The organism is Desulfocastanea catecholica (assembly GCF_054657295.1).
Window position 1 is genome coordinate 48414 of the sequence record NZ_BAAHYZ010000004.1, and the last position, 26044, is coordinate 74457.

19 protein-coding genes are annotated in these 26044 nt (G+C 48.2%); 9 read left to right on the plus strand and 10 right to left on the minus strand.

The window, feature by feature from the left end; translation table 11 throughout:
- Positions 1 to 142: 142 nt before the first annotated feature.
- The 5 genes from ACYQ8U_RS04955 to ACYQ8U_RS04975 all read right to left on the minus strand — a co-directional run bounded on the left by ACYQ8U_RS04955 (position 143) and on the right by ACYQ8U_RS04975 (position 7094).
- Positions 143 to 1912, minus strand: coding sequence for an aldehyde ferredoxin oxidoreductase family protein (locus tag ACYQ8U_RS04955; RefSeq protein ID WP_459944411.1), 1770 nt, complete (start codon positions 1910 to 1912; stop codon positions 143 to 145).
- Between the two features lie 154 nt (positions 1913 to 2066).
- On the minus strand, positions 2067 to 3374 hold the full coding sequence (gene gabT / locus ACYQ8U_RS04960; RefSeq protein WP_459944412.1) for a 4-aminobutyrate--2-oxoglutarate transaminase: 1308 nt from the start codon (positions 3372 to 3374) through the stop codon (positions 2067 to 2069).
- 469 nt (positions 3375 to 3843) lie between these two features.
- A complete protein-coding gene (locus ACYQ8U_RS04965) occupies positions 3844 to 4113 on the minus strand; it encodes a TIGR04076 family protein (protein WP_459944413.1) in 270 nt (89 codons plus the stop codon).
- Between the two features lie 72 nt (positions 4114 to 4185).
- Entirely contained in the window at positions 4186 to 5922 is a 1737-nt protein-coding gene (locus ACYQ8U_RS04970) for a sigma-54 interaction domain-containing protein (protein ID WP_459944414.1), read from the minus strand.
- Between the two features lie 191 nt (positions 5923 to 6113).
- Complete coding sequence (locus ACYQ8U_RS04975; protein WP_459944415.1) at positions 6114 to 7094, minus strand: GlxA family transcriptional regulator; 981 nt, start codon at positions 7092 to 7094, stop codon at positions 6114 to 6116.
- 256 nt (positions 7095 to 7350) lie between these two features.
- On the opposite strand from ACYQ8U_RS04975, the gene ACYQ8U_RS04980 reads away from it, so the two are divergent.
- A complete protein-coding gene (locus ACYQ8U_RS04980; protein WP_459944416.1) occupies positions 7351 to 9702 on the plus strand; it encodes a molybdopterin-dependent oxidoreductase in 2352 nt (783 codons plus the stop codon).
- A gap of 139 nt (positions 9703 to 9841) precedes the next feature.
- On the plus strand, positions 9842 to 10189 hold the full coding sequence (locus ACYQ8U_RS04985; protein WP_459944417.1) for a cytoplasmic protein: 348 nt from the start codon (positions 9842 to 9844) through the stop codon (positions 10187 to 10189).
- Positions 10190 to 10262: 73 nt separating this feature from the next.
- On the opposite strand, the gene ACYQ8U_RS04990 is transcribed toward ACYQ8U_RS04985, so the two are convergent.
- Together ACYQ8U_RS04990 and katG are read right to left on the minus strand one after the other, a co-directional pair.
- Complete coding sequence (locus tag ACYQ8U_RS04990) at positions 10263 to 11522, minus strand: tetratricopeptide repeat protein (RefSeq protein ID WP_459944418.1); 1260 nt, start codon at positions 11520 to 11522, stop codon at positions 10263 to 10265.
- 1002 nt (positions 11523 to 12524) lie between these two features.
- The gene (katG, locus tag ACYQ8U_RS04995) at positions 12525 to 14696 is read right to left on the minus strand and encodes a catalase/peroxidase HPI (RefSeq protein WP_459944593.1); all 2172 of its coding nucleotides are present in this window, start codon (positions 14694 to 14696) and stop codon (positions 12525 to 12527) included.
- Between the two features lie 438 nt (positions 14697 to 15134).
- On the opposite strand from katG, the gene ACYQ8U_RS05000 reads away from it, so the two are divergent.
- From ACYQ8U_RS05000 to ACYQ8U_RS05010, 3 genes are all read left to right on the plus strand, one after another.
- Positions 15135 to 16061 carry a sigma-54 interaction domain-containing protein gene (locus ACYQ8U_RS05000; RefSeq protein WP_459944419.1) on the plus strand — a complete coding sequence of 309 codons (927 nt, stop codon included), beginning with the start codon at positions 15135 to 15137 and terminating at the stop codon, positions 16059 to 16061.
- A gap of 449 nt (positions 16062 to 16510) precedes the next feature.
- The gene (locus ACYQ8U_RS05005; protein ID WP_459944420.1) at positions 16511 to 18670 is read left to right on the plus strand and encodes a multicopper oxidase family protein; all 2160 of its coding nucleotides are present in this window, start codon (positions 16511 to 16513) and stop codon (positions 18668 to 18670) included.
- Between the two features lie 113 nt (positions 18671 to 18783).
- The gene (locus ACYQ8U_RS05010) at positions 18784 to 19047 is read left to right on the plus strand and encodes a hypothetical protein (protein WP_459944421.1); all 264 of its coding nucleotides are present in this window, start codon (positions 18784 to 18786) and stop codon (positions 19045 to 19047) included.
- Between the two features lie 87 nt (positions 19048 to 19134).
- Here ACYQ8U_RS05010 and ACYQ8U_RS05015 read toward each other — a convergent pair whose 3' ends face one another.
- The 3 genes from ACYQ8U_RS05015 to ACYQ8U_RS05025 all read right to left on the minus strand — a co-directional run bounded on the left by ACYQ8U_RS05015 (position 19135) and on the right by ACYQ8U_RS05025 (position 21010).
- Positions 19135 to 20136, minus strand: a complete 1002-nt coding sequence (locus ACYQ8U_RS05015; protein ID WP_459944422.1) for a hypothetical protein — start codon at positions 20134 to 20136, stop codon at positions 19135 to 19137.
- 177 nt (positions 20137 to 20313) lie between these two features.
- Positions 20314 to 20730, minus strand: coding sequence for a type II toxin-antitoxin system RelE/ParE family toxin (locus ACYQ8U_RS05020; protein ID WP_459944423.1), 417 nt, complete (start codon positions 20728 to 20730; stop codon positions 20314 to 20316).
- The gene (locus tag ACYQ8U_RS05025; RefSeq protein ID WP_459944424.1) at positions 20717 to 21010 is read right to left on the minus strand and encodes a type II toxin-antitoxin system ParD family antitoxin; all 294 of its coding nucleotides are present in this window, start codon (positions 21008 to 21010) and stop codon (positions 20717 to 20719) included. The genes ACYQ8U_RS05020 and ACYQ8U_RS05025 overlap by 14 nt, the downstream gene beginning before the upstream one ends.
- 592 nt (positions 21011 to 21602) lie before the next feature.
- On the opposite strand from ACYQ8U_RS05025, the gene ACYQ8U_RS05030 reads away from it, so the two are divergent.
- The 4 genes from ACYQ8U_RS05030 to ACYQ8U_RS05045 all read left to right on the plus strand — a co-directional run bounded on the left by ACYQ8U_RS05030 (position 21603) and on the right by ACYQ8U_RS05045 (position 25950).
- Positions 21603 to 22211 (plus strand): TetR/AcrR family transcriptional regulator, encoded by a 609-nt coding sequence (locus tag ACYQ8U_RS05030; protein WP_459944425.1) that lies wholly within the window; start codon positions 21603 to 21605, stop codon positions 22209 to 22211.
- Positions 22212 to 22536: 325 nt separating this feature from the next.
- Complete coding sequence (locus ACYQ8U_RS05035; RefSeq protein WP_459944426.1) at positions 22537 to 23931, plus strand: putrescine aminotransferase; 1395 nt, start codon at positions 22537 to 22539, stop codon at positions 23929 to 23931.
- Between the two features lie 41 nt (positions 23932 to 23972).
- Positions 23973 to 25700: an aldehyde ferredoxin oxidoreductase family protein gene (locus ACYQ8U_RS05040; RefSeq protein ID WP_459944427.1), complete on the plus strand. Its 1728-nt coding sequence runs from the start codon at positions 23973 to 23975 to the stop codon at positions 25698 to 25700.
- A gap of 10 nt (positions 25701 to 25710) precedes the next feature.
- A complete protein-coding gene (locus tag ACYQ8U_RS05045; protein ID WP_459944428.1) occupies positions 25711 to 25950 on the plus strand; it encodes a MoaD/ThiS family protein in 240 nt (79 codons plus the stop codon).
- Positions 25951 to 26044 lie beyond the last annotated feature (94 nt).

Below are 26044 nucleotides of genomic sequence, written 5' to 3' on the forward strand. Positions count from 1 at the left end.
AAATACTCTCTTCAGGAACAATGGAGTGATAGGTTCAGCATGAGCGTACACATCAAAGCGGAACTCTCTCTCCCTGCATATCCTTGACAGGGCATGTATTTCAAACATAAATGGTTTTCACAACGACCCGCAGAAAGTTCTGTTACTCTTTGGCTGGAATTCCAGCGTCGCTCCAGCCTCGCAATCGGTAATAATCTTGCAGCATATATTCCATTTCGTCTTCAGAAATTGATTTTCCCGAAGGCAGGGCTTCTCGAGTAATACGTTTGGGCAAACGGTCATCCTGGACTTGCAGTCCTTCCTGCAGGTTGAATAACCGGGTCATGTTGACAATGTTTCGTGCTACTTTCATCAGGTCTTCTTTAGCGCTTGGCTGTCCTGTCACACGGTATAGAATTGTTTCCAGTTCCTCCCAGGGATACAGGTCTCGGTAGAAACGGCAGAGCACCAAGGTGTCAAAAATATTCAGGCGGTCTTCATAATCTATGAGCATTTCTGCTTTGTCTTGGATTTGATCCGGTGCAATGAGGCCGGAAAGCTCAGGTTTGTAAAAGGTGGTGCGCAAGTGGCAAGCCCCTCTCGGGGAGGTTCCGAATGTGAGTCCCATGCCTTTCAGGACACGAGGATCGTAACCTGCAGGCTCAAGCCCTTTTACATGGACGGCAATATCTTCTACATCCCAGAGCCGCGAGGCAGGGATTATACCGTTTGCCAGAATTTCTCCGATACCTTCACGTGCCGAAATCATTTTGACGAGTGCAGCAATCTGCTCAGCATTGCCATAGTCGATGTCAAAATCAATCTTGCCTCTGGCTTTTGCCTCAATTGCCAGACCACAAAGATTACCGGCGGTAATAGTGTCCATTCCTAATCTGTCGCAAAGGTCATTGAGATGGGCAATTTCTGCCATGTCGTCAACCATGCACAGACCACCGAATGCGTATATAGTTTCATACTCCGGGCCTTCAATTTTCAGGCCGGTGTGTCGTCCTTTTTTAATTGTTGCCATACGGCCACAGGCCATAAAGCACTTTGCGCAGGCGTGCGGTTGTACATCGTGTTCCTTATGAAATTGCTCCCCGCTTATGTTTTCCGAGTGAGCACAGGATCCCTGGCTCCAATATTTTGCTGGAAAGGCGCCAACAGAATTCATCAAGGTCACCATCATCGTGGTTCCCATGGCCTTATAGCTCTTTACGCCTGGGAGTTGGCTGTTTTTGCCAGCGAATTCCTTGGCATACTGAGCAACACCGTCAGGATCAAAATATTGCCGTTTTCTATCACCCTGAAAAACAATGGCCTTAACGAGCTTGGAGCCCATTACCGCACCCGCTCCGGTCCTGCCGGCACAGCGCCACTTATCATTGGCGATCAGGGCAAATTTCACCAAATTTTCGCCGGCAGGCCCTATTGAGACGGCACCTGGCTTTTGATAGCCTGCGCTATTCGGTGCAAATCGTGCAACAGCTTCCTCTTCGGCAAAAATGGAGTCGGTACCCCATAAATCATCTGCATCGTGGAAGTCGACGCCATCAGGGGTGATACTCAATACAGTCGGGGTCTCGGACTTACCGCTTAAAATAATGGCATCAAAGCCGGTAGAGTCGATGGCTTCAGGAACTTTCCCCCCGGAATACGACTCGGCATACAAACCGGTGAGGGGGGATTTAGTGTATACTCCATACCGGCTCCCGCCCCAGAGACGTCCTCCACAAAATGAACCCGTTGCGAAAATAAGATGATTGTCCGAAGACAGCGGATCGACACCTGGCTTGTTACGTTCCAGGAGCAGCCGAGTCGCCAACCCCTTACCGCCAAAGCATTCGGTGAGCACCTGGTCAGTAATTGGTTCAATAGTTGCCGATTTGGCACTGAGATTGATCGTTAAAATCCGATTGTAGTATCCAAACATCTGTTACCTCGCTGGTCATAAATAAAACCGGTTCGAATGAAACAACTGACTGGCCAGTTGTTTCATTCGAACCTGGTTGGTCTCTGGGAAACAACTCCCGCTCCTGGTGGTCTGCAGATAAAAACTCCCTAAGGCACTGGAACAAATGGGAACATTAACTGATTGCAGTCAGCCCATTATCTATAATTTCCATCCCCGTGGTCAGTTGTTCCTCTGTCGTCACCAAAGGCATTAATAACCGGATAACATTGCCATAGGTGCCACAGGCTAAAATGATAAGGTTTCTGTCCAAACAGAACTCGACAAGCTGCTTGGCCTTGTCTGGCGCAGGTGTCTTTGCCTCCCTGTCATAAACAAGTTCCATAGCAATCATGGGACCTAGTCCTCGAACGTCACCGATGACAGCATGTTTCTCCTGGAATGCCTTCAAAGTGGAATGAAGTTTTTCTCCCAGGACTTTCGCCTTAGCAAGGAGATTTTCTGACTCAAATATGTCAAAAACCGCAAGGGCTGCCTCACAGGCTACAGGGTTAGCACTATAGGTTCCACCAATCCCGCCTGGATGTACAGAATCCATTATTTCCTTTTTACCTATTACTGCACTGATAGGCATACCGGCTCCCAGACTCTTGGCAACTGTTGTGATATCTGCCTCAACTCCATAATACTCCATTGCAAACATGTATCCGGTCCGGCCCATACCCGTCTGAATTTCGTCGGCAATCATCAGAATTGAATTTTTTTCACAGATTGCTTTCAGCCTCTGGAAATACTCTTTGGGAGGTGCAATAAAACCACCTTCACCTTGAACTGGCTCAATAACGATTGCCGCTGTCTGTTCCGCGCCAACATGACTAATAAGGATTTCTTCCAGGTGATCTGCACAGGCAATGTCACAACTTGGATACGTTTTGCCAAAAGGGCAGCGGTAACAGTTAGCATAAGGCATACGGTAAACTTCAGGAGCAAACGGACCGAGGCCATGTTTGTAAGGCTTGATTTTTGAGGTGAGCGACATGCCCAATAAAGTGCGGCCATGAAAAGCACTCTCAAAAGCAATTATCCCTGTTTTCTGGGTGTAATATCTGGCAATTTTTACCGCGTTTTCGACAGCCTCGGCGCCGCTATTGACAAACATGACGGATTTTTTGGAATTCCCAGGGACTGCATCACACAATTTTTCTGCAAGCGTTACTGGCGATTCATAGGGGGCAACCATAAAACAGGTGTGGGTAAATTTTTCCGCCTGATCCTTAATTGCCTGAACCACCTTTGGGTGAGAGTGACCTACATTCATCACGGCAATACCACCTGCAAAATCGATATATTCGTTGCCCTCCACATCTGTAATAACAGCCCCTTTAGCGTGGGCTACGTACTTGCTGGTGGAACTGCCGAAACCTTTTGCGATAACATTATTGCGACGCTCCTGGAGCGCTGCGTTGGTTTGTAGCTTTGTCATTTTTGTACCCCTTTTTTTGATTTTTAACAGACGACTGACACGCTTGGAACAGATACAAGCAAAAATGATACCAAACCGCAGAGCATAGATAAAATCACAATAAAACAGCGGAAAGAGAGGTGCGAAAGGGTGAGGTTAAAGCATGCGTCGATGCACAAATGCATCAAAAGCTAGCATGATGTTGTTTTTACCCAAAATTATGCCGATGCCCAATTGCATCAAGACAACAGAAAGAAGCGTCAACTTACAAAGAGCAAATAAGTTATATCAGTTGTTTCAGGCTGTTACATTATTTTACTTGGGTATCTACAGAGAAGGTGACAACGCCTGGCAAACACGACGATGTAAACAGAGTGGAAATCTATATCGATAGAAGCAAAAATTGATGCGTTATTGCATCAAAGGATCCTTTACGGTGGGCTTTTTGTCGCCGTAATTGAGCTTCTCCGCCAGGGGCGTTACCCCTCAGTTAAATGGTCCGGATACTGAACTCGACTAATTTTTCAGGACACCAGACCCTATAACACCCCTGATCAAATTCCAGGTTTTTCGATTCAACACCAAATCGGGCCGTCATAACCCAGGGATAAATGGCCATAAGTGCAGTCACACAAATGGTATCGGATTTATCTTTATCAATCAGAGGACCCTTCAGGTACAGGCAATCGCCTTTCTTCATGAGATCGCACTCGCATTGTGTCACTTCGATTTTAACCTGTTTATCCGGTTCAAGATACATGTTGCAACTCCTGTTAGATGTTTACTCTTTCAACCCTCAATTCAGCTAGCAAAAGATGCTGCAGCAGATTGTTCACAGACCATGCTTTTGCAATTTTCTGACCACAGTTGATTGGCAGATATTAAGATAGCGAGACATTTGTCGGGTTGTCGCACAGTGCCGCTTCGCCTTAATAAGAAGTTGTTTTTCAACTTCATCAAGAGTCTCGGCTAGATCTATGGGCTTTGAGGATGCTGGCAGATCGAAGACTGGGACGAGAGGATTACTGTTTTTTTCAATTTTTGCAAAATATCTATCCAACGATGCATCTTCACTGAGGACGACACCATTTTCTATTAAACTTTTTAATTCACGAACGTTACCGGGAAAGGAATAGTTTTGTAGATGTGCCACAACTTTGGCACTGATGTGGGTAGACCGGTTGTATTTTTTATTATATTTCTCCAGATAAAAGCGAACCAGTCTCGGAATATCATCCCGGCGATCACACAAGGATGGAATCTCCAATGTAAAACTACTGAGGCGGTAAAACAGATCTTCTCTGAATAAGTTATTTTGCACACGATCCCGCAAATCCCGGTTCGTCGCCGAAATAGTAGCGCATTCGACATTTATTGATTTTGTCCCACCGAGACGCCTGAATTGTTTATCATCGAGATATTTCAGCAGTTTCGTTTGCAGGTTTATGGGCATATCCCCGATCTCATCAAGAAAAAGGGTTCCTCCCTGGGCCAACTCAATCAATCCTACTTTACCTATTTCAGCTGCACCGGTAAAAGCCCCCTTTTCAAAACCAAATAATTCCGCCTCCAGAAGATTTTCAGGAATTGCTGCGCAGTTGATTTCGACAAAAGGATCTTCACGCCTGTTGCTGTTTTTGTGGATAAACTTTGCCAACAATCCCTTGCCGGTACCTGAAGCTCCAAGAATCAAAATATTCGAGGCGCCAATATGGGCAAGCTTCAAAGATTTCTGGAGAATTTGTTTCATTGGCATACTGTCTGCAATGATGGTGTTATCTTCGAGTTCTTTTAAGGTCCGTCCTGACAACTCTTCCTTGAATTTTTCGGTAAGCTTCCGGTTTTGTGCAAATTTTTTGCGTAAATTTTCGAGTTCGGTCATGTCTCTTTCATTGACGACGATGAGCGCGATATTGCCATTTTCGTCCCGGGCAGGGGTTCCGGTGCACAAGAGAACCCGGTTGGTCTTTTTGATATGCTGAACGATAGTTTCCTGTTTGCCGCTGGCAATAACTTTTGTGGTCACCAATTGATCAAAGCTCTTATTGTCGAGAAGCTCAGAAACATGTTTGCCTATGACATCTTTTGCCTTGATGCCATTGAGCGATTCCGACGCACTGTTAATAGTGACGACGAAGCCCTTTGCATCGCAGACCCATATACCATCGGAGGAGGCAGCAATAATAGCCTTAAGCTGACGGTTCAGTTCCTTGTAAGAATCAGATTTCCTGGCAGAGGCTTCGAAGCTATCTGAGGCGCGAAAATTGAGGATTACACCGACAGTTTCCTGATCGCGCAACACTGGATTGACATTGATAACCAATTGCCCCTGAGCCACCTCGAGCAATTGATTCATGAGAGGTTTGCCGCTTTGCAGACACTCCGTTATACAGGGGTGAAAAAAAGGCAAAACTTGCGAAATGTTCTTACCAATCAGGTCGCTTGCGACGATCTCCAGGTTTTTTTCACTCTGACGGTTGATATGGGTGATTATCGCTTGACAGTCGGTCACAATAATCCCACTGCTGAAGGAATCGACAATTTCTTTGTCACTGATCGTTTTAATCAATGTAATTACCTAATATTTATCTCAAAACACTCTTAAAAAGCACATCGATCTTGATCTTTCCTTACCTCAGTACACTGTACAGAGTAAAGCTTACAACAAAAGATCGCTCATATAATATCTTGGGTTTTTCAGTACTCAAAAAAATTTTAAATGAACCACCATAATGGCCTACGCAATTCTTCTTTCTTTGGTCAGCTTTCCATTTGAAGAAATTTATCCCGATATTCTCTTGGCGAAAGACTGGTGTGTCTTTTAAACAAACGTCGAAATGCGCTTTCGTCTTCGTACCCCACCCGGCGGGTTATTTCATTGATACTCTCCAAGGTATTTTCCAATTGGTTCTTCGCCTCATCAATCCGCAATTTCTGCAGATAACTGAGGGGTGAGTCACCCGTGGCATTTTTGAAGCGTCTTTTGAAGTGTCTGGGGCTTATACAAACAAATTCAGCCACTTCGTCAATAACAATATTGCGGTCTAAATGCTCGAGCATATATTGCTCCGCTTTCAATATCTCGGCATCTTTATGCCGTTCCGATTGAATGTACAGGGAGTATGGAGCCTGACTTTTCCTGTTGGGATCAACGAGCAGCGCTTTGGCGCAGGCAGATGCCAGTCTGGCCGATCCTTCGCGTTTAATTATTGTCAAGGCGAGGTTCATGATGGCGGTGACTGCGCCCGTACAGATAAGGTTGTCCTCTTCGGTAAGGATACTCTCTATATCGAGGCGCACTTTTGGATATCTATGTCTGAATTTTTTGGCAAATTGCCAGTTTGTCGTGGCGATTTTTCCATTCAATAATCCCGTTTCCGCAAGGAGAAATGCCCCGGTGCAAACGGCGGCGAGGGTTGTGCCACCAGTGTGCTGTCGATGTAAAAAATCGAGGATCCTCGGGTTCTGCATTTGACGGGATGCAGGAATAGGCACGAATGCCGGAATAATCAGGTAGTCGGATCTGGTAATATCTTCCAGCGTACGGTGTGGGTTGATTTGAATACAATTGTTGCTGACAACCGGTTTGCCGTCCAGGGCGACGACCTCCGTAGCAAATAAAGTTGTCGTTTTTCCCGACCAAAAGCTGTGCCAGAGATTGGCAATGGTAAAGGCATCCATCAAATTGGATATGCTGGAAGAGAGGCAACCTTCCACGGCAAGGAATGTGATTTTGATCATATTGAGGGCAACAATACAAGGGTTCTAAAGCAAACACCCCACAAGGGGGTACTTTTTACAGTGCCCGTGCTTTGCGGGTGTAAGTATCTTCACGAAATTCATTGCTCAAAAATCAACAAATGAATTTCTAAGGTACTAATGGCCATTTTCGCACGGTTTAAGTCGTATATGCCACTTTTAACAAAGAAAGGCAAATGCTATCTTGAGGTCATTACCTCGCTGCAAGAAAAATTGATTGTAATCTCATGGAGGCTGTATGGAAAGGTGGCAGAAAACCGGATGTGTGTTGTGTGCGCAGAATTGTGGGCTTCTGGTTAAAATTGTCGATAACCACATTGCCAAGGTAAAGGGAGATAACGAAAACCCGAGAAGCAGAGGCTATCTCTGCCGTAAAGGGGCAAACATCGCCAATTATCAGCATCATGATGATCGCCTGACAACTCCTCTCAAGAAAACGGACAAGGGTTTTGTCGAGATCTCCTGGGCTCAGGCAATTTCGGAAATCGGCGAAAAAATGCGGGCCATTATCGATGCCCATGGCCCGCAATCTTTTGCAGTTATCGGGGCGGGTGGGCAGGGATCGCATATTGATGCAGCCTTTGCAACCGCCTTACTCAGAGGCATTGGCTCAAGGTTTCTTTACTCATCGATAGCGCAGGAGTTGACCGGCTATTTCTGGTGTGCCGGCCGGTTGTTCGGAAGACAAAACATCTTTCCTATCCCAGATGAGCACCACGCAGATATGCTTCTGGCCATTGGTTGGAATGGTATGGTCTCGCACCAGATGCCAAGGGCACCCCTGGTGCTGAAAGAATTTGCCGCAAACCCGGAAAAACTTCTCGTCGTCATCGATCCGAGAAAGTCGGAGACGGCGAGTGTCGCCAACATGCACATTGCCCTAAGACCGGGGACCGATGCTCTTCTTGCCCGAGCGATGATTGCCCTGATTTTAGCCGAAGGCTGGCAAGACAAGGAATACCTTGCACGCAATACCTCCGGTTTTGAATCGATAAGGAGCTGGTTCGAAAATTTCGACATCAAACAGGCCTTGGCGGTTTGCCAGGTAGAGTACCAGCAAATCAAAGAGCTCTGCCAGGAGCTGAGTCGGCGCAGGTGGTGCATGCATACCGACCTGGGAGTCTTAATGAACCGACACAGCACCCTTGCGAGCTACCTGTATATGCTGCTTGCGGCGGTCTGTGGCAGATTGTGTGTCTCGGGCGGAAACGTTATCCCTGGCTCCGTGATGCCGCTGGGAAGCCATAGTGACGAGCGAAAGCCAGGGATATGGCGCACAAAAGAGACTGATTTTCCGGAGATTATGGGGTATTTCCCGCCAAATGTTTTTCCGGAAGAAGTGCTCTCCGACAATCCTGAACGGTTACGGGCGGTAGTGGTTGACGCCAGCAATCCGCTACGCTCCTATGCCGATACCTCTGCTTATGAAAAGGCTTTTGCCAGACTGGATTTGAAAGTCACCATAGATGTGGCCATGACGGAAACGGCCGAACTCTCCGATTATGTCCTCCCCGCCAGATCGGCCTATGAATCCTATGATGCCAGCTTTTTCGCATGGAATTATCCGGAAATATTTTTTCAAATGCGCCATCCGGTTATACAACCAGAGTTACCAACCAAAGAGACCGGGCAGATTCTTGCCGAAATTGCTGATGCCTCCGGTGTTGTTCCCGATCTGCCGGCGTATCTATATGCAGCCGCGAAAAAGGATCGCTTGACCTTTACCATGGCTCTTCTGACCTATATCAAGGCACACCCCAAGGCCGCCCGGCTCATGCCTCTTGTCATGGCCAAAGCAAGGAGTGGCGTAACCGAATCCGGCAATCTCGATGCGCTGTGGGGACTATTTCTTGCCTCTCCTGGCAAATTCAGAAGAAACGCCGCAAGAGCCGGATATCCCATGCCCTCCTTCTGCAAAGCAGCCCTTGATTACCGTAAATGGGCAAAGGCTTGTTACGGCATGGTGAAATACAAGTCACTGGCACCGCTTGCCATTCTCAGTCCTCAGGTTGCCCATGCCGAACTCTTGTTTGCCAGTGTTCTTGCCAATCCATCCGGGCTGTGGATTGGCAAGATAGATGAGAACAACATGTCCCTGTTGCAGACAAAAGACAAAAAAATCAATGTGCACATAGCGGAACTGGCAGAGTGGTTGGCTGAAATTACCCCAGAAAACGAAGAAAAGGCCCTCGCCCCTGACCCGGATTATCCATTCATACTCAATGCCGGACGACACAAACCGGAAAATGCCAATACCTTAATGCGAAAGCCAGACTGGAATAAAGGACGACGGACAAGCACATTGGCCATGCATCCGGAAGATGCTGCGCGGCTCGGTGCTATCGATGGTGAGTTTGTCAAGGTAACAACAGAAGCTGCATCTGAGAAGCTTGAGCTGGAAATTTCAGATGCGGTACGGGTGGGACAAATACTTATCCCCCATGGTTTTGGTTTGAAATATGCCGGTCTCGTCCATGGGGTAAATGTGAATAGACTCACCAAGAATACTCACCGGGATCGGCTGGCGGCTACTCCTCTGCATCGACATGTTCCGTGTCGAGTGGAAACGATCCCGGTTGAAAGTAGTTGAACCTCTGGCCTGGATTTTATCCTTTTGCTCTTCGGTGAATACAGACAACTTGCAGCTTACATTCCGATTGAGTAAACAGTGTGTGACACCGTCACTGAACCGGAATGATACCTAACAGGCCCAAAAAAGGAGTTACATCATGAGAAAATTCGCACTTTTTGTCTACAACGGTGACCCCATGTGTTTCATCCATGTGCTCTTAAATGCATTAGACATGAAGGCTAAGGGATACGAATCAAAAATTGTCATCGAAGGGGCCTCGGTCAAACTCCTTCCCGAACTGGCGAAACCAGGAATGCCTTTAAACGGCCTGTGGAAAAAAACTTTAGAGGCTGGTCTTGTTGCAGGTGTCTGTAAAGCCTGTTCAAGCAAACTCGGAACGCTTGAGGCAGCAAAAGAGCAAGGGCTGACAATACTCGACGATATGTCCGGCCATCCCAGCATGGTGGCATACCGAGACAAGGGATACGAAATTATTACCTTCTGAGGTTAATATTGACAAATCGAAGATTTGATCAATTCATTCAGCTCATTTCTTCTGTCATCCAGTGCCGGTGCTTTTATTTCATCGCCGGGGCAGGCCCAAGAGGGAGATCATGCTCCAATATCGGCGGGGGCAGCAGGAATGAGGAGCTCGGCAGGTTATCGTCGGTGTTGATTTTGGTGACACCGTTATCGTTCCACCCAAAAATCTCCCCGTTCAGGATGATTTTTTCTTTATTGAACCACACTGTCAAATCATCTGAATCCTGTTTATTTTCCTTAATCTCGATGCTTGGTGTGCCAACTTTGAAGAGATCATTGGTATACCTTATCGTTTTGGCTAATTGCTCGTCGGATCGAATGATTTGCGATGTGAAGACCATTTCTATATCGTAGCCTTCTGTTTCGCTTTTGTCCGCCGCGAGCTTTTCACGAATAAGAGCGATAGAGATCTGCGCAGAACGTTTTTTCTTTATAAAAGATTTGATCGGCAAGACATCTTTAAAGGTCAACACAGTCATTTCCGGCAAGTCGGGCATCACGGCCGCATCGGCAGGATAGAAATCTTTCTCCCCGGCCTCATCCTTTAAACGCAGGGTCACCAGGGAATTTTCAGCCATCCAGCGCGTAGGTAAAAAAAGTGTGATATTGTCGCCCTTAAAAACATTGAGGGGGTTGACAAGAGACTTATCTGCAACCTGCAGCAACACGCGGTCAAATTCAGGTTGTATTTTTTTTAAGATATCACTGTTGCGTATTTGCCCATAGAGCCACAGCAGGTCGTAATTCTTCACCTTATCGTTTTGCAGCACCATATCCATAATGCGATCGAAAACGTCGGGTCGAGCATTCAGCAGCAGAGCCGGACCGACCGTCCGAATCATATCAGGAGAGTCGATAAATGCGATATGCCCGTTATCCAGATTACGCAGAATCAGCTTGGCCGCCGTATCAGAATCTCCCATACGTCCATATTGCAGGGCCACAAAAAGAATATTCCCCCAATCGGCATCATCTGAATTGGCTAAAATCAGATCCAAATCGCTTTTAAGCATGCCGGGAACCGACTGTTCCACTTGTAACATGGTTTTGCACATGGCAACGGAGGCCGCATAAGGATCCTTTCTCAAGATCCTCTGATTGATTTGCTGAAATTGGTTGAAGCAGTCAATCGCCTGCTCATTTTTACCAAGTTCCTGGGCTGCTTGACCGCGGTAATACCAGTAGGGCGGGAATTTTTGGAAACTGTTTTCAATCCGTTCCAGTTTGCGATACCGCCGCTCAAGGTCGGCTTCCTTTAAAATATCGGTATAATCACTGAGCTGTTTTTCATTCAATCGCCATTCATCCGGCAATTCATATCGCCGCATCAACTCCCAGGAATATTTCAGCAGCTTTTTGTAAAAACTATTCAGTCCCTGCATGGTTTTTGCTTCAATTGCCCATTTCCCTTCCTCTTTCTCTTTAGCGTATGTATCCATCTGGGATCGGTAATTAAAATAGAAGGACCCGGTGGAAAGTACCGCAGATAAAATGCCCGCATAAGGGTTGAGAACCATATCGGTATCGAAAATGCGCGACCTCACTCTATTCTTGAGCTCGGTTTGGACATTTTTATCAAAGCGGCTCAAGATGTAGTTCCTTTCATGATCTTGAATTTTCGAACTTGTCAGCAGGTCCATGAGTTCCTGAAGCAAGGTGATGATGTCGGCGTCAGGAATATTGCTTAAATTCAAGTTATTGATGATGGTATTGTATTCCTGGTCAAGAACCACCTTGTCATTATAAGTCATGATATGGGTCAAAGAGACCGCAATCAGGTTTAAGGATTGCAATACCTGGAGTTGGGTCTGTTCCTTATTGAGGTCCGCCCGAATTTCCCTGGGGAGAAACACCCCAGACAGCAAAAAGCAAATAAGAACTATAACCGACTGTAAACTCATGATAAATCTTCTTTGAAGGATCCACATGTTCATTTTTCCATCTGTTGATGCATCGGCTTGTGCCGCAGCCGTTAAAAAGATCAAACCACATTCTATATGATTGGAATACGCTTTTTGTCAAGGGAATCCGCAAGTATAATCTGGCTGCAGCATGCGGCAACAGCCTTCTCATGGGTTGTGAATAACATTCTTTGAAGGGAGTGGATGGTTTCCTGAAAATCCAAGATGCCTAGAATGTTCAGCAAGAAGATCTAGCAGGCCAAAAAAGAGCGCGGCGTTTCAGTAAAATCAGGAACGCCGCGCTGATATGTTGCTGTTCGTCGCCAAAGATGTTCGGAGCAACTCCCGACGTATGATACCGGTTAAAAAGTCGTTCCTCGAGAACTTGTAATATGATCAGGCGAGGTCAAATCGGTCCAAATTCATGACCTTATTCCAGGCTGCAACAAAGTCATTGACAAACTTCTCCTGGGCGTCAGCCGCGGCATAGACTTCTGCCAGGGCACGCAGCTCCGAGTTTGAACCGAAGATCAGGTCGACCCGTGTCCCTGTCCACCTTGGTTCACCAGTCTTGCGGTCGCTGCCTTGAAAAACGTCTCCATCTGCAGAGGTCGGCTTCCAGACCGTGCCAATTTCGAGCAGATTGACAAAGAATTCATTGCTTAAAGTTTCCGGACGGTCGGTGAAGACACCGTGCCTGGTCTGTCCGAAGTTGGTGTTCAAGACACGCATGCCACCAACGAGAACCGTCATCTCCGGAGCCGTCAGCGTCAGCAATTGCGCCCGGTCAACCAGCATTTCTTCGGCCGGGACGCTGTATTTGGTTTTGAGGTAGTTGCGGAAACCATCTGCCTCAGGCTCAAGAACGGAGAAGGCCTCAACATCGGTCTGCTCCTGCGTGGTGTCCATGCGTCCCGGCGTGAAGGGAACCGTCACCTGGTGACCGGCGTTCTTCGCCGCCTTTTCAACGCCCGCACAACCGGCCAGGACGATCAGGTCAGCTAGAGAGACCTTCTTATTGAACTCGCTTTTAATGCCTTCGAGGGTCTGCAGCACCTTGGCCAGTTGATCCGGCTGGTTGACCTGCCAATCTTTCTGCGGGGCCAGGCGAATACGGGCCCCGTTCGCCCCGCCGCGCATGTCGGAGCCGCGAAAGGTCGATGCCGATGCCCAGGCGGTTGCAACCAGCTCAGAGACAGACAGGCCGGAAGCGAGGATTTTATCTTTAAGGACGGTAATGTCACTGTCATCAATCAGTTCATGATCGAGCGCAGGGACAGGGTCCTGCCAGAGCAGCTCTTCGGCAGGAACTTCCGGTCCAAGATAGCGTGCACGAGGCCCCATGTCACGGTGGGTCAGCTTGAACCAGGCCCGGGCAAAGGCGTCGGCAAATTCCTCGGGATTCGCCAGATAGCGCCGTGCGATCGGCTCGTAGATGGGGTCGAAGCGAAGGGACAGATCGGCCGTGGTCATCATCGGTCGGCGCTTTTTCGACGGATCGTGCGCGTCAACCACCATGTCCTCATCATCTACGTCCTTGGCCAGCCACTGATTTGCGCCGGCTGGGCTCTTTACCAGTTCCCACTCGTATTTGAACAGTACCTTCAGGTAGCCCATGTCCCAGGTCGTCGGGTTCGGTTTCCAGGCGCCCTCGATGCCGCTGCCGATGGTATCACCACCTTTGCCACTTTTGTAGCTGCTCTTCCAGCCGAGCCCCTGTTCCTCGATAGGCGCGGCTTCGGGTTCAGGGCCTACATGCGATGCATCGCCTGCGCCGTGACATTTGCCGAAAGTGTGCCCGCCGGCGACGAGCGCGACGGTCTCTTCGTCGTTCATGGCCATGCGTGCGAAGGTCTCTCGAACATCAATGCCGGAAGCGACCGGATCGGGGTTGCCGTTCGGCCCTTCCGGATTGACATATATCAGACCCATCTGAACGGCGGCGAGGGTATTTTCCAGTTGCCGATCGCCCGAATAGCGTTTGTCATCCAGCCAGATATCTTCCGACCCCCAATAGATGTCTTTCTCCGGCTCCCAGATGTCCTCACGCCCGCCACCAAAACCGAAAGTCTTGACCCCCATCGACTCCAGCGCAACGTTGCCGGTGAGAATATACAGGTCGGCCCAGGAGATTTTTCTGCCGTACTTCTGCTTGATCGGCCAAAGCAGCCTGCGCGCCTTGTCAAGGTTGACGTTGTCCGGCCAACTGTTGATAGGCGCAAAGCGCTGGCTGCCGGTCCCTCCGCCACCGCGGCCGTCTGCCGTGCGATAGGTGCCGGCACTGTGCCAGGCCATGCGGATAAAGAGTCCGCCGTAGTGTCCCCAGTCGGCTGGCCACCAGTCTTGTGAATCTGTCATCAACTTGTGAAGATCCTTCTTCACGGCATTGAGGTCGAGACTTTTGAACTCTTCAGCGTAGTTGAAATCTTCACCCATCGGATTGGACTTGGAGGAATGCTGGCGCAGCATATCAAGCTGCAACTGATTCGGCCACCAGTCACGGTTCGACTTTCTCGCTGCGTGCTTACTCTTGTGGCCTGTTACGGGGCACTGACTGTTGTCACTCATAATACGACCTCCCTGATTGTTGAAAATTATTCCTTGTACTGATGTGGGTGTTACAAACATATCTCTGAAGAACTTTTCGGTGAGTTCGGTGGCGTAGTCTTTAGACGTTTGCTGGTTATTGATAATCATTATCGACAGTTTAACAAGGGGTATCACTTGAATTAATTTATGCTAATGGTTTTCCAACTATATAACGCGACTTTTCCATGGCCAGTTGTCTCTGCCGGCATCCGGTGAGGCACAGGCAGCAAGCCTGTTTTTTAGTTTTATGTTAATATGTTATATTTATTTTTTCCTAAAAGATATTAACAGTATTCCTGACATTTCCTGAAAGATGTCATACATTGTCAATGCAACTTCAGGGCTGATTCTTGGCAATGAATAAGCAAGAGAAAGGCACGACTTTTACTGGTCAAATGGTTGAAGCGGTAGGCAAAGATGGAAAGAATCATTGGCAGCAGCCACGCTCTGCAGTACCTGTTTTTTAAAATCAAACAGATCAGCAGCAGCGATGTAACTGTTCTGCTGTTTGGGGAAACTGGTACCGGCAAAGAGCTGTTTGCCCGGGCAATTCATGATTCAAGCCCACGAAAAGATCACGCCTTGATCAAGGTTAATTGTGCCATTCTGTCGGAAAGCCTTTTTGAAAGTGAGCTGTTCGGTCACGAAAAAGGCGCTTTTACCAGCGCTGATTCCAAGAGGATCGGCAGCTTGGAGCTTGCCCATAAGGGAACTCTCTTTCTCGATGAGATCGGCGATCTGCCACTCACCCTGCAGCCAAAACTGCTGCGGGTACTGCAGGAAGGCGAATTGCAAAGAGTGGGGAGCTCGACGACCATCAAGGTTGACGTCCGGGTCATCGCCGCCACCAACCATGACCTCTCTCTAGATGTGCGCAACGGCCTGTTTCGGAAAGATCTCTGGTACCGACTGAACGTCTTTCCAATCACTGCTCCGACGCTACGCGAAAGGGCTGAGGATATCCCCCTTCTCGTTCGCTATTTCCTCGATAGATTTGCTTTCAGATACAACAAGAAAATTACAGACATCCCGAGCGACGTTATGCAGCAGCTGGAAAATTACCACTGGCCGGGCAACGTCCGCGAACTGCAAAATGTCATTGAGAGGGCGGTAATCAATACCCACGGTGAAACTCTCGCCCTGGCCGATGCACTATTCCGTCCATCCGGAACCACCAGGCGACAGCTCCAGACCCTGGCAGAAGTTGAGCGAAACTATATCATTGAAGTTCTTGAAAAAACCAACTGGAAGATAAGCGGCAAAAACAGCGCTGCCGAGATCCTCGGACTAAAACGTTCCACCCTGCGGGCCAGGTTGAACAAACTCAACATCGACAAACCATGATTTTTTGTGCGGTTTTTTGATAAAAAATCACGGCACAGGCTGCCAGAGCACAATTCCGCAACAACGATATTTTTCCGCAATAACGGTCTGTTGGCTAAATTTGGCCTAAAAATGACGCGCAAAATAAGCCCCGGAGAAGTGTTTCCCTCCTCTGTTGCCCTCTAAAAGTAGCGCAATCTCTTGATAACACGAGAATACCAATCGGCTGGTACCACATCGTCACACCCTGGCATAGAATTTGTAAGAATAGTTCTCAAGACGTTTGGCCGACTTCTGTTCCCGCTTCAATCGTCGCTTCGGTCTGCAACAGGTGGTGCCACGATCTGGGTACCTTGCAGTCAATACTCCGCCGATGCCACAGCGGCTACTGAAGCTGGCTGAGTCTTATGAGTAATCAAAAGACACCTACATGCATTCAGCTGTTAAATAATAATTGGGAGCGGAGAATCATGAAAAAGAACCAGAAAGATACCCAACTGGGTCGTAAACTCGAATTGACCCGCCGAAAATTTTTGAAGATCAGTTTTATCGGCGGTGCGGCGATGTTCATTCCATGGCATTACAAGCTGCCGGAGGCCCTTGCGGCGATTCCCGGCGGTACTCTGGAACCTGATGACATTCCAAAATATCAGACGCCGATGCTCATCCCGCCGGTAATGCCACGAGCCGGAACGATCAAACTGCAGAACGGCAAAAACGCCGACTATTACGAGATCTCGATGAGACAGTTCAAGCAGCAGATTCTACCGGCTTCACTCCCCCTGACACCCGTCTGGGGCTATGGGGCGGTAGCCACGGCCATAAAAAAGGGCCTCCTCCTGCACAACGCCCCATCTCTGACCATTGAGGCCAAATGGAATCGGCCGGTGCGGGTGAAGTGGATCAACGGCCTGGTTGATGCTAACGGGAATTATCTGCCGCACCTCTTGCCGGTCGATCCAACCCTGCACTGGGCCAACCCGCCTGGCGGTGAACTGGGAAGAGATAGCCGTCCTGATTACACCGGACAACTGACACCGGACAGTTATGATGGGCCGGTACCCATCTGCACCCATGTACACGGGGCAGTGGGGGTGGGAGATGAGAGCGACGGCTACGCCGAGACCTGGTATCTGCCGGCGGCTGACAATATTCCTGATGGATATGCCACCGAAGGACGCTGGTACGCCTTTTTTGCCGGCAAAGCGGCCGCTAATTTTGAGGCCGCCTGGGGACCCGGTTATGCCATTTTCCAGTACCCCAACGCCAATCGTGCCTCGACACTCTGGTACCATGACCATACCCTGGGCATGACGCGGGTCAACGTCTATGCCGGGCCGGCTGGTTTCTACCTCGTCCGTGGCGGCCCGGACGGCGATGATGCCGTTCTCGACTCCCGCAATCTCTCACCCGCCGTGCTGCCGGGACCGGCACCGAATGAGAACGACAAGTTCCCGCCCAACAAAACGTACTACGAGATCCCTATCGCCATCCAGGACCGTGCATTCAATGAAGATGGGTCACTGTTCTATCCCGACACGCGTGAGTTTTTTGACGGAATTGTCGGCGAGTTCCTACCGGATGGAGAGTTTTCACCGATCTGGAATCCCGAGTTCTTCGGCAACACAATGATGGTAAACGGCAATACCTGGCCGTTCCAGACCGTCGAGCAACGGCGTTACCGCCTGCGTTTTCTGAACGGCTGCCAGTCGCGTTTTCTTATCCTCGATTTTAGCGAAATCCCCGGGGTAGAGGTGTGGGCAATTGGCAACGAAGGAGGCTTTCTGGCAGCACCTGTTAATCTCACCGCCGACCATGATAACCGTCTGCTCATGGGCCTGGCCGAGCGCGCCGATGTGATCGTCGACTTCACCAATGTAGAGGTGGGCAATTACGTGCTGGGCAATGTGGGGCCGGACGAACCCTTTGGCGGGGGTGTGCCGGGTGCCGATTTTAACGTGGCCGACCCATTATCCACCGGCCAGGTGATGGAATTCAGAGTGGTTCCTGCCTTAGCGGCGGATCCGACCACTCCACCACAGTTCCTGCAATTGCCGGCCATCACCCCCCTGCCGGCAGCAACCGTCACCCGTCAGCTGGCCCTGATTGAAATGATGGGCGAGGGCGTCGACGCTAACAACAACGAAGTTGAAGGCCCGATCGAGGCGCTCCTCGGCACCGTTGGTCCCGACAGCATCGATCCAGCTACGCCAGATGGGGTTTGGACGGAACGGAAATGGATGGAACCGGTTACCGAGAACCCGGATGTCGGTGCCACCGAGATCTGGGAGTTCTACAACACCACGGGGGACGCCCATCCGATGCATGTCCATGAGGTGGTCTTTGAAGTGGTGAACCGTGAAGGTCTTGTTTTAAATGAAGACGATGAAGTTGTCTCCCCGATTCAACTCGACGGCAACGTCACCCCACCCGAACCGTGGGAGACCGGGTTCAAGGATACGGTTATCGCCTATCCCGGCCAGGTCACTCGCATCAAGGCCCAGTTCAACACTCCCGGCCAGTTTGTCTGGCACTGCCACATTGTCGAGCACGAGGACAACGAGATGATGCGGCCCTACCGGATAGGACCAGAGCAACCCGGGCAGCCCGGGAATTCGGAAACAATGTAACAGTCTGTCGCGGGGTATACAACCCAAAAGGGCCGGCCCGGCAAGGCCGCCCTTTTGGGCACAACCTTGGGGCCAGGCAAATGTATCCTTCTCTACAGGTGCAGCAGGTAAACTTGATATTATTGGCGTTACTGCTCCTTGGCTTGACCATCTCTCCGCCATCCCTTATCGGGGGGGCAGAGCTGAACGGCCAGGCTGGACATACCACGGCAAACAGGTCTTCTCTTTTTGCCAGCAGCTCCACCAGGTTGATTGGCACCGCTGTAGGCAAAGATCCTGCAAACAATTTTGCTATTCCTGAAGATGGTACAAGCAGCCAGCAGTGGATGTACCGCGAAGGGGAGCTGATCGATGAGCGTCACTGTTTCTCTGCATAGACGAGCCGGATAAAGTAAACGATATTGTCTTGTCTGACTCAGGGATCCTGAAACAGAGAAAAATGCGCGGGAAGCCGGGTACTGCGTCTACTTCGTAGTGATTTCTTCTTTTTTCCCACGCAGGGAAACCTTGTCGACGGAGATCTCCATTGTATTGAGAATTATGCCGGTATATTGTTGTATTTTAGAGAGAATATACTCACGCAGGTCGTGCAGTTGCGCCCCCAGGCTTTTTCCGTAGGGCACGTCGATATACATGTTGATGCCATATCCGGCGCGACTGGACTTGACTTTAATTTTGCGTACCTGGATGTCACCGTCATATTCATCGACACAGTGGAGAATCATCTGCAGCAGGGCCGCCTCGGAAATCGAGACGGTGCCGGGTACGCCTTTTTTGTCGTTGAAATTCGATTGCACAACCGATTTATCCTGAAAAACGGGACGCACCAAGGATTTTTCGAAAAACCTCGCCCTTTTTCTGCCATCGGGATTATTCCCGCCTTGGAAAAAAATCCGCACACTATCCATCAGAATCAGAGAATAGTCCCTTTTTACCTCTATAGCCGGCACAGGGATGACATGTTTTCCTTCCTCTTTTCTCGACTTGATGGCATTTTCGATATCCTGCTTGCTGGCGATTTCTTCAATATTGATGATCTCACTGATGGGCGGCAGTTCCAGCTGTTCGGCAATCTTAATCACCATCTTGTTGGAGGTTCCCAACAGAAGAATTCTCTTTATTTTCTTTCTCTGAAGCACATCGACAACCTGCTGTCGATGATCAGGATCGGCAAATAAAGCGGTTTTGATGGCGCTGATATAATTTTTTTCATGTTTTGCAGACCTGCCGGCAAGAATAACTGACTCATAGATCAACAACCCGTCATCGATGATATATGGCACCCCGATCTTTTCCGCCAGCAGCTTGGCCCGAAAGCTCTTCCCGGTCCCACTCTTCCCCACCAGGGCGTAGACTTGAATTCCCTGCAGTCGTCCTTTCACCTTATGAAAAAACTGATAAATCTCTTTACCGGTCAGATAGATCCATTGCTGATCTTTGGCTTTTTCAAGGGGTTTACTGCTCATAGGGCCTCTAAAGAAAAGGGGGCAAAAAAAGGGGATCAAATTTCTGCTTGACCTTCCAGTACATAATTTCTTGCGGACAAGACCAACTTTACAATAAACTGTTGAAGAGATAAAAGCACTTGGAACAAGTAACCTCCTGGAAAATCCATATGCAGCCTACCGCCTTAGTGGCATCTATCAGCTTACCTCCCGCTTGTTGCGCACATTCAGCCCATCGACTGACGAGCTCCAAATTCGTTGCGAGCAAGTGGTGTCATGTTTTTTGTGGATCGCAGCTTTGGACGCAGTTATGAGGGCTTCATAATCTCTGCTGCCGTAAAATATATTGAGAATAAGGACGGCCTGGGTTTCTGCATCAACAAGGAAGGCGGCAACGGCCTTTCTGTCGAGCGGGATTATCCGCAGGTTTTCCATCAGGTCACTTCTTGGTTGCCCACGCAAGGGAGCAGTTTCCAGTTCGCAACATTTCCGGCCCAGTTCTTCAACGAACGCCCACGCTCTCTCGGGGGGGCCACTTTTGTCTGTTAAATCACTATAAATCGCCTCAAGTTCCTTGATCGCATCCGGCATCAGGTAAATATTATATTTTTTCATCAAGGTACTTTTTCATTCGCTCCTGGTGCAACCGCTCGATTGTTTTAAAAGCATCATCAAGTGGTACGGGGGCACCGCTTGTGGTCGAGTTTGCCAGACGGTTGCGAATCAAAGAAAGCCGCGTTTCATGTTCCTCTTCTTTTCTCTGCCACAGGCGCATCGCCTCTCTGATAAGTTCACTGGTGGAACCGTAGGCTCCAGACTGTACCTTGTCCTTGATCGATGCGAGCATTTCAGACGGCAACGTAATGGTGATCCTTTCAGCTTTATCCGTTTGCATTGTTTTTCTCCATGAACCAGTATGATTAAATCATACCCTCTCTCTTCCCTGGAGTCAATTGTTGCCACCAGGAAGATTGCCGCCTCCCCCGGTAAACGCGAAACTTCTCTGCCTCAAGTATAACTATAACATAATTAGTAAATACAATTACATAGACGGGTTGTCGAAATTTAAGCTACCTAAAAGATTGATTCAATCAATAAAATTAAACCATTATAACTCTATAAAATACACTGATTCAGCAAAGAATCAGTCTGGTCTTATTGAGTATGCTCCAAAGAACGCTTTTTTCTAATGAGCCGCATTTTGAGTGTGAGATTGGGATGAGTCGTTGAGACTCATCCAGCCAAAAAACAATTTTGGGAAGCCAGTACTCCTGAAAAGTATTTTTTTCAATTCACACCACAAGAAGAATTGCACTCAAAAATACATAGTTATAACTGACACATATACAGCAGTGTACGTGATCAAGATTATTGAATGACCAGTGAATAAACTATTGTTTGTTGTTGACAAATGAAAATGCAAGGAGTAATTGAGAATTATTGTAGCAATTCTGTAACCCAACCCTAGGCTTTTTTCCAGGACATTTATGGCTAGACGGAAAAACCAAAATGCTGAACTGAGAAAACCGGAAATTCTCGAAGGTTATTATCGTGTTCTCATTGCTGAAGGATTGGAAGGGGCCTCAATAAGTAAAATCGCCAAACACTTGGGAATACATCCCAGTCTTATACTGCATTATTTCAACAATAAAGAAAATCTGCGTCTCGCTCTTATCGAGTTGATGATCGATAAATTCAAATCGCAACATTTGCTCAACTTTGACCACATCAAAGATGATGCAGAACGATTTTCAACACTTATCGATACGATCTTCAGTTATAAATGGTCCCGCACCGTTGATCCGGGTGTCCACTTTGGATTTTATTACCAGAGCTTCAGGGACGCCAACGTCGCCACGTTATTTCGAGAAATGTTTCAGTGGTTGAGAAATTATCTTCACGATGAATTCATAATTTTCAACAAAAAGGACATTATCCAGGTCGGTGATGAACGAAAGGCTGCCGATTTCATAGTGACCCTTATGGAGGGTTTAGAATTTCACGCACATTTCCTAGGACAGGATATGCCCTTCGAGGATTTTGCTGAAACAGCCAAGCTGTCGGCTCTTGCTGTACTTAAAGGCGGAGTTATTTAACATAACAATAACAGTGTCTGTCCAGTTGAATATGGGTGATTACTGCTGCGGATTTCTAAGCCACTGGTTCTTTATTAACTGACCACACAGTTAATAAAGAACCAGTGGCTTAGAAATGAACTTTGATCGTAGTCGAATAAACTCGTGAACAAATTCAACCAAAATTTAACTGATCATTCAATTAATAAAAGAGAGCCATAAAAACAGTCGGTTATCAATTCGAGATTGATCGACAAAGTACAGAGTTCTGTTGAACTGGTCGTAATCGAATAAAAGAGATCAATTCATGCGGAACAAAGCAATAAATCCAAAAGGAGAATCTTACATGACAAAAGCATTAGAGACTAACAACATTATCGAGAAAACTGCTTGTACTCGTGATATGGCTACGGCTTTGAGTGAAGCAAAAAAAATGGTCGGTCTTATAAAAACTCCTGAGGCTGAAGTTACGGATTCTGATCGGAAGTGGGTGGCAGAATCAACGTATCAAAACTTTGCCGATCATATCAATAAGGGCTTTTTGGAATATCGCAAATCCGTTACCGAAACAAAGGATTTTGCACTTACAGATTGGCAGGGAGAAGGATCCATTCTCAGGGATGTGATGGGCCGTGAATACATTGATATGTTGGGTGGTTTTGGACTCTATTCCCCAGGCATCCGCCATCCAAAAATTGTTGCGGCAGCAAAAGCACAGCTCGACCGCAGTCCCCAGTACAGCCAGGAAATGCTTGATCCGCTACGGGCACATCTCGCAAAAGTCATTGCCAAACTCACTCCCGGCGACATTCAGTATGGATTTTTTGCAAACAGCGGAACAGAGGCAGTAGATGGGGCAATGAAACTGGCGAAACTCTACACCGGGAAAAGCGGTTTTATCTCTACCTTGAAAGGATTTCACGGCAAATCTCTTGGTGCACTCTCTCTTCTCGGCAAAGCAGTCTACCGTCAACCCTTACTGCCATTATTAGATGGGATTCATCAAGTGCCTTTCGGTGATGCCGATGCTGTTGAACAGGTACTCAAATGTGCGAAAGAAGTTGGCGACGGTATCGCTGCTGTAGTCGTCGAGCCTATCCAGGGTGAAGCTGGTGCGATAGAACCACCCGATAATTACTGGCCAAAACTCCGTGAAATTTGTGATAAATATGAAGTGCTGCTGATTGCAGATGAAGTGCAGACCGGATTCGGCCGTACTGGAAAAATATTTGGCGTTGATCACTGGGGTGTAACACCGGACATTATGTGCTTTGGCAAGGCGCTTGGCGGTGGTGTTATTGCCATGTCGGGATTTTTCTCAACAGCAAAAATATGGAAGTGCATGGAGCCGAATCCTTTCATGCATACAACAACCACTGGCGGCAACCCGGTTGCCTGTGCTGCGGCACTTGCCCAGATCACGGTCCTTTTGGAAGAAGACCTTGCTGGTCAAGCTGCGGAGAAAGGCGAATACATAAAGAAGAAAGTCTCTGCTCTGCAATTAAAATATCCACAGATCCTCAATGGCATCAGAGGGCGAGGTCTGCTTCTCGGCATGATATTTCCAAATGATGAAATTGGCTACAAAGTTGCCTCTGGTCTTTTCAGTCGAGGGGTGTTGACCGCCGGAACACTTAATAACGCGACAACTATCAGGCTCGAGCCGGCACTTAATATTCCCTATGAATTGCTTGACGAAGTGTTGAAACGTCTTGAAGAAACCTTTGCCAGTCTGCAATAGCCGGAAATATTCAGTCTCAAGACAGCATAACGGAGGAACAAATGAAATTCCTAAGAGTTAATATGACCACTCTCTCGGTACAGTGGGAAGATGTCCCGAGAGAGTATTCCACCCTGGGAGGGCGCGCACTGACCTCCATTATGGTGAACAGTGAAGTACCCGCCTCTACCGATCCCCTTGGTAATGAGAACAAACTGATTTTTGCACCCGGTTTTTTTACCGGCACATCTCTGGTCAATACAGGCCGTCTATCAGTGGGGGCAAAAAGCCCCCTTACCGGTGGCATCAAGGAGAGCAATGTCGGAGGTACTGTGGCTTTCTCACTTGCAAAACTCGGAATTAAAGCGATTATTGTTGAAGGGAAAGCCGCTGATGGGCGTTATTTTCTCCTGAATATCGAGGACGAAAACACCGCAACCCTGATCACAGCGGACGAGTTAAAAGGTTCAAGAACCTATGCGCTCTCTTCAAGGCTGCATTCCAAGTTTGGTGGGGAAAAGAGTATTACCTGCATAGGACCTGCCGGCGATTTTCAGCTCCTGTCGGCATCGATTCAATCCACCGATCTTGATGGTCGACCGTGCCGTGCGGCAGGGCGTGGAGGGCTGGGAGCAGTCATGGGGTCGAAAGGCCTGAAGGCGATTATTGTTGATCGCAAGGGCAATATTCCTGTGGAAATTGCTGATAATAATCGTTTTAAAGAAGCAGCAAAAAACTATGCAAAGGCCATCAAAGCGGACGAATTCAGTGGCCATATTCTGGCTGAATTCGGCACGGCAGTACTTGTTGAACCAATCAATGCCGCTGGTGCTTTTCCTACAAACAATGCACGAATGGGCCAGTTCAAAGGTGTTGACAAGATCAGCGGAGAAACGATGGCAAAAATCATCGAGGAGCGTGGTGGAAAAACCAGGCATAAGGGGTGTTCCCAATGCATCATTGATTGTTCCAATGAGTTTGTAACCAAAGAGGGTGAATATGTAACCTCTTCACTCGAGTATGAAACAATCTGGTCCATGGGAGGAATGATTGGCAATGATGATCTCGATGCCATTGCCAAACTAGATTTTCTCTGCGACGATATCGGTCTTGATACCATGAATACCGGCGCAGCACTGGCTGTGGCCTTTGATGCAGGATATCGGGAATTTGGCGATGCCGATGCAGCAATTCGCTTGGTTGAAGAAGTAGCCGCTGGAACAGAAATGGGTCAGTTGCTTGGCAATGGCCCTGACGCAGTCGGGAGGCACTTCAATCATGACCGTGTGCCCACTGTCAAAGGACAGAGCATCGCCGCCTATGATCCTCGAGCAATCCAGGGGATGGCTGTGACTTATGCGACTTCCCCAATGGGAGCAGACCACACTGCCGGCTGGGTTGTGGACCAAAACCTTGAAGCTTTTGGCGGAACCGTTGAGGCTCATGGCTCTGCAGGACAGGTTGAAATTTCCCGCAATACTCAGATTCATATGGCGGCAGTTGATACGGCAGGTATCTGTGACTTTGCTCAATCCGGCCTGGCAACAGAAGAGGGGATCAATAACGTCTTTACCATGATGAGTGCGAAATCAGGTAAGGCTTTTGGAAAAAATGACTGGGCCGAACTTGGCAGTCGTGTCATCAAAGCAGAGCGTGAATTCAACCGTAACGCGGGATTTACCAATATGGACGATCGGTTACCAGCGATGTTCTACAACGAACCGTTACCGCCATACAATATAGTGGTGAAGGTAAGTGACGAAGAAATGGACTCCACCTTTGATTTTTAAGGACTCTGTTATGCGTGTCCGTGTGAGACTTTTTGGAACTTTACCCCGATATTTTCCTGGAAACTACCCCAACTCAGGTTTGGATGTCGAAATCTGGAAGGATATATCTGTAGCAGAACTTGTGGATCTGTTGCAGTTGCCAAAGGAACAGGTTGCAATAGTGTCCATTAACGGAACGCTTGCCAATGCAGCCGATACAATACCGGATAACACTGAAGTCAAATTTTTCCAACCCCTGAATGGAGGATAGTGAGTAACGAATGAGAGTAACTTATTGTATTGATGTAATGTTTTCCGGAAAAAACTTACCCTAAGTTAAAAAGCAAGGAGGAACTATAGATTTT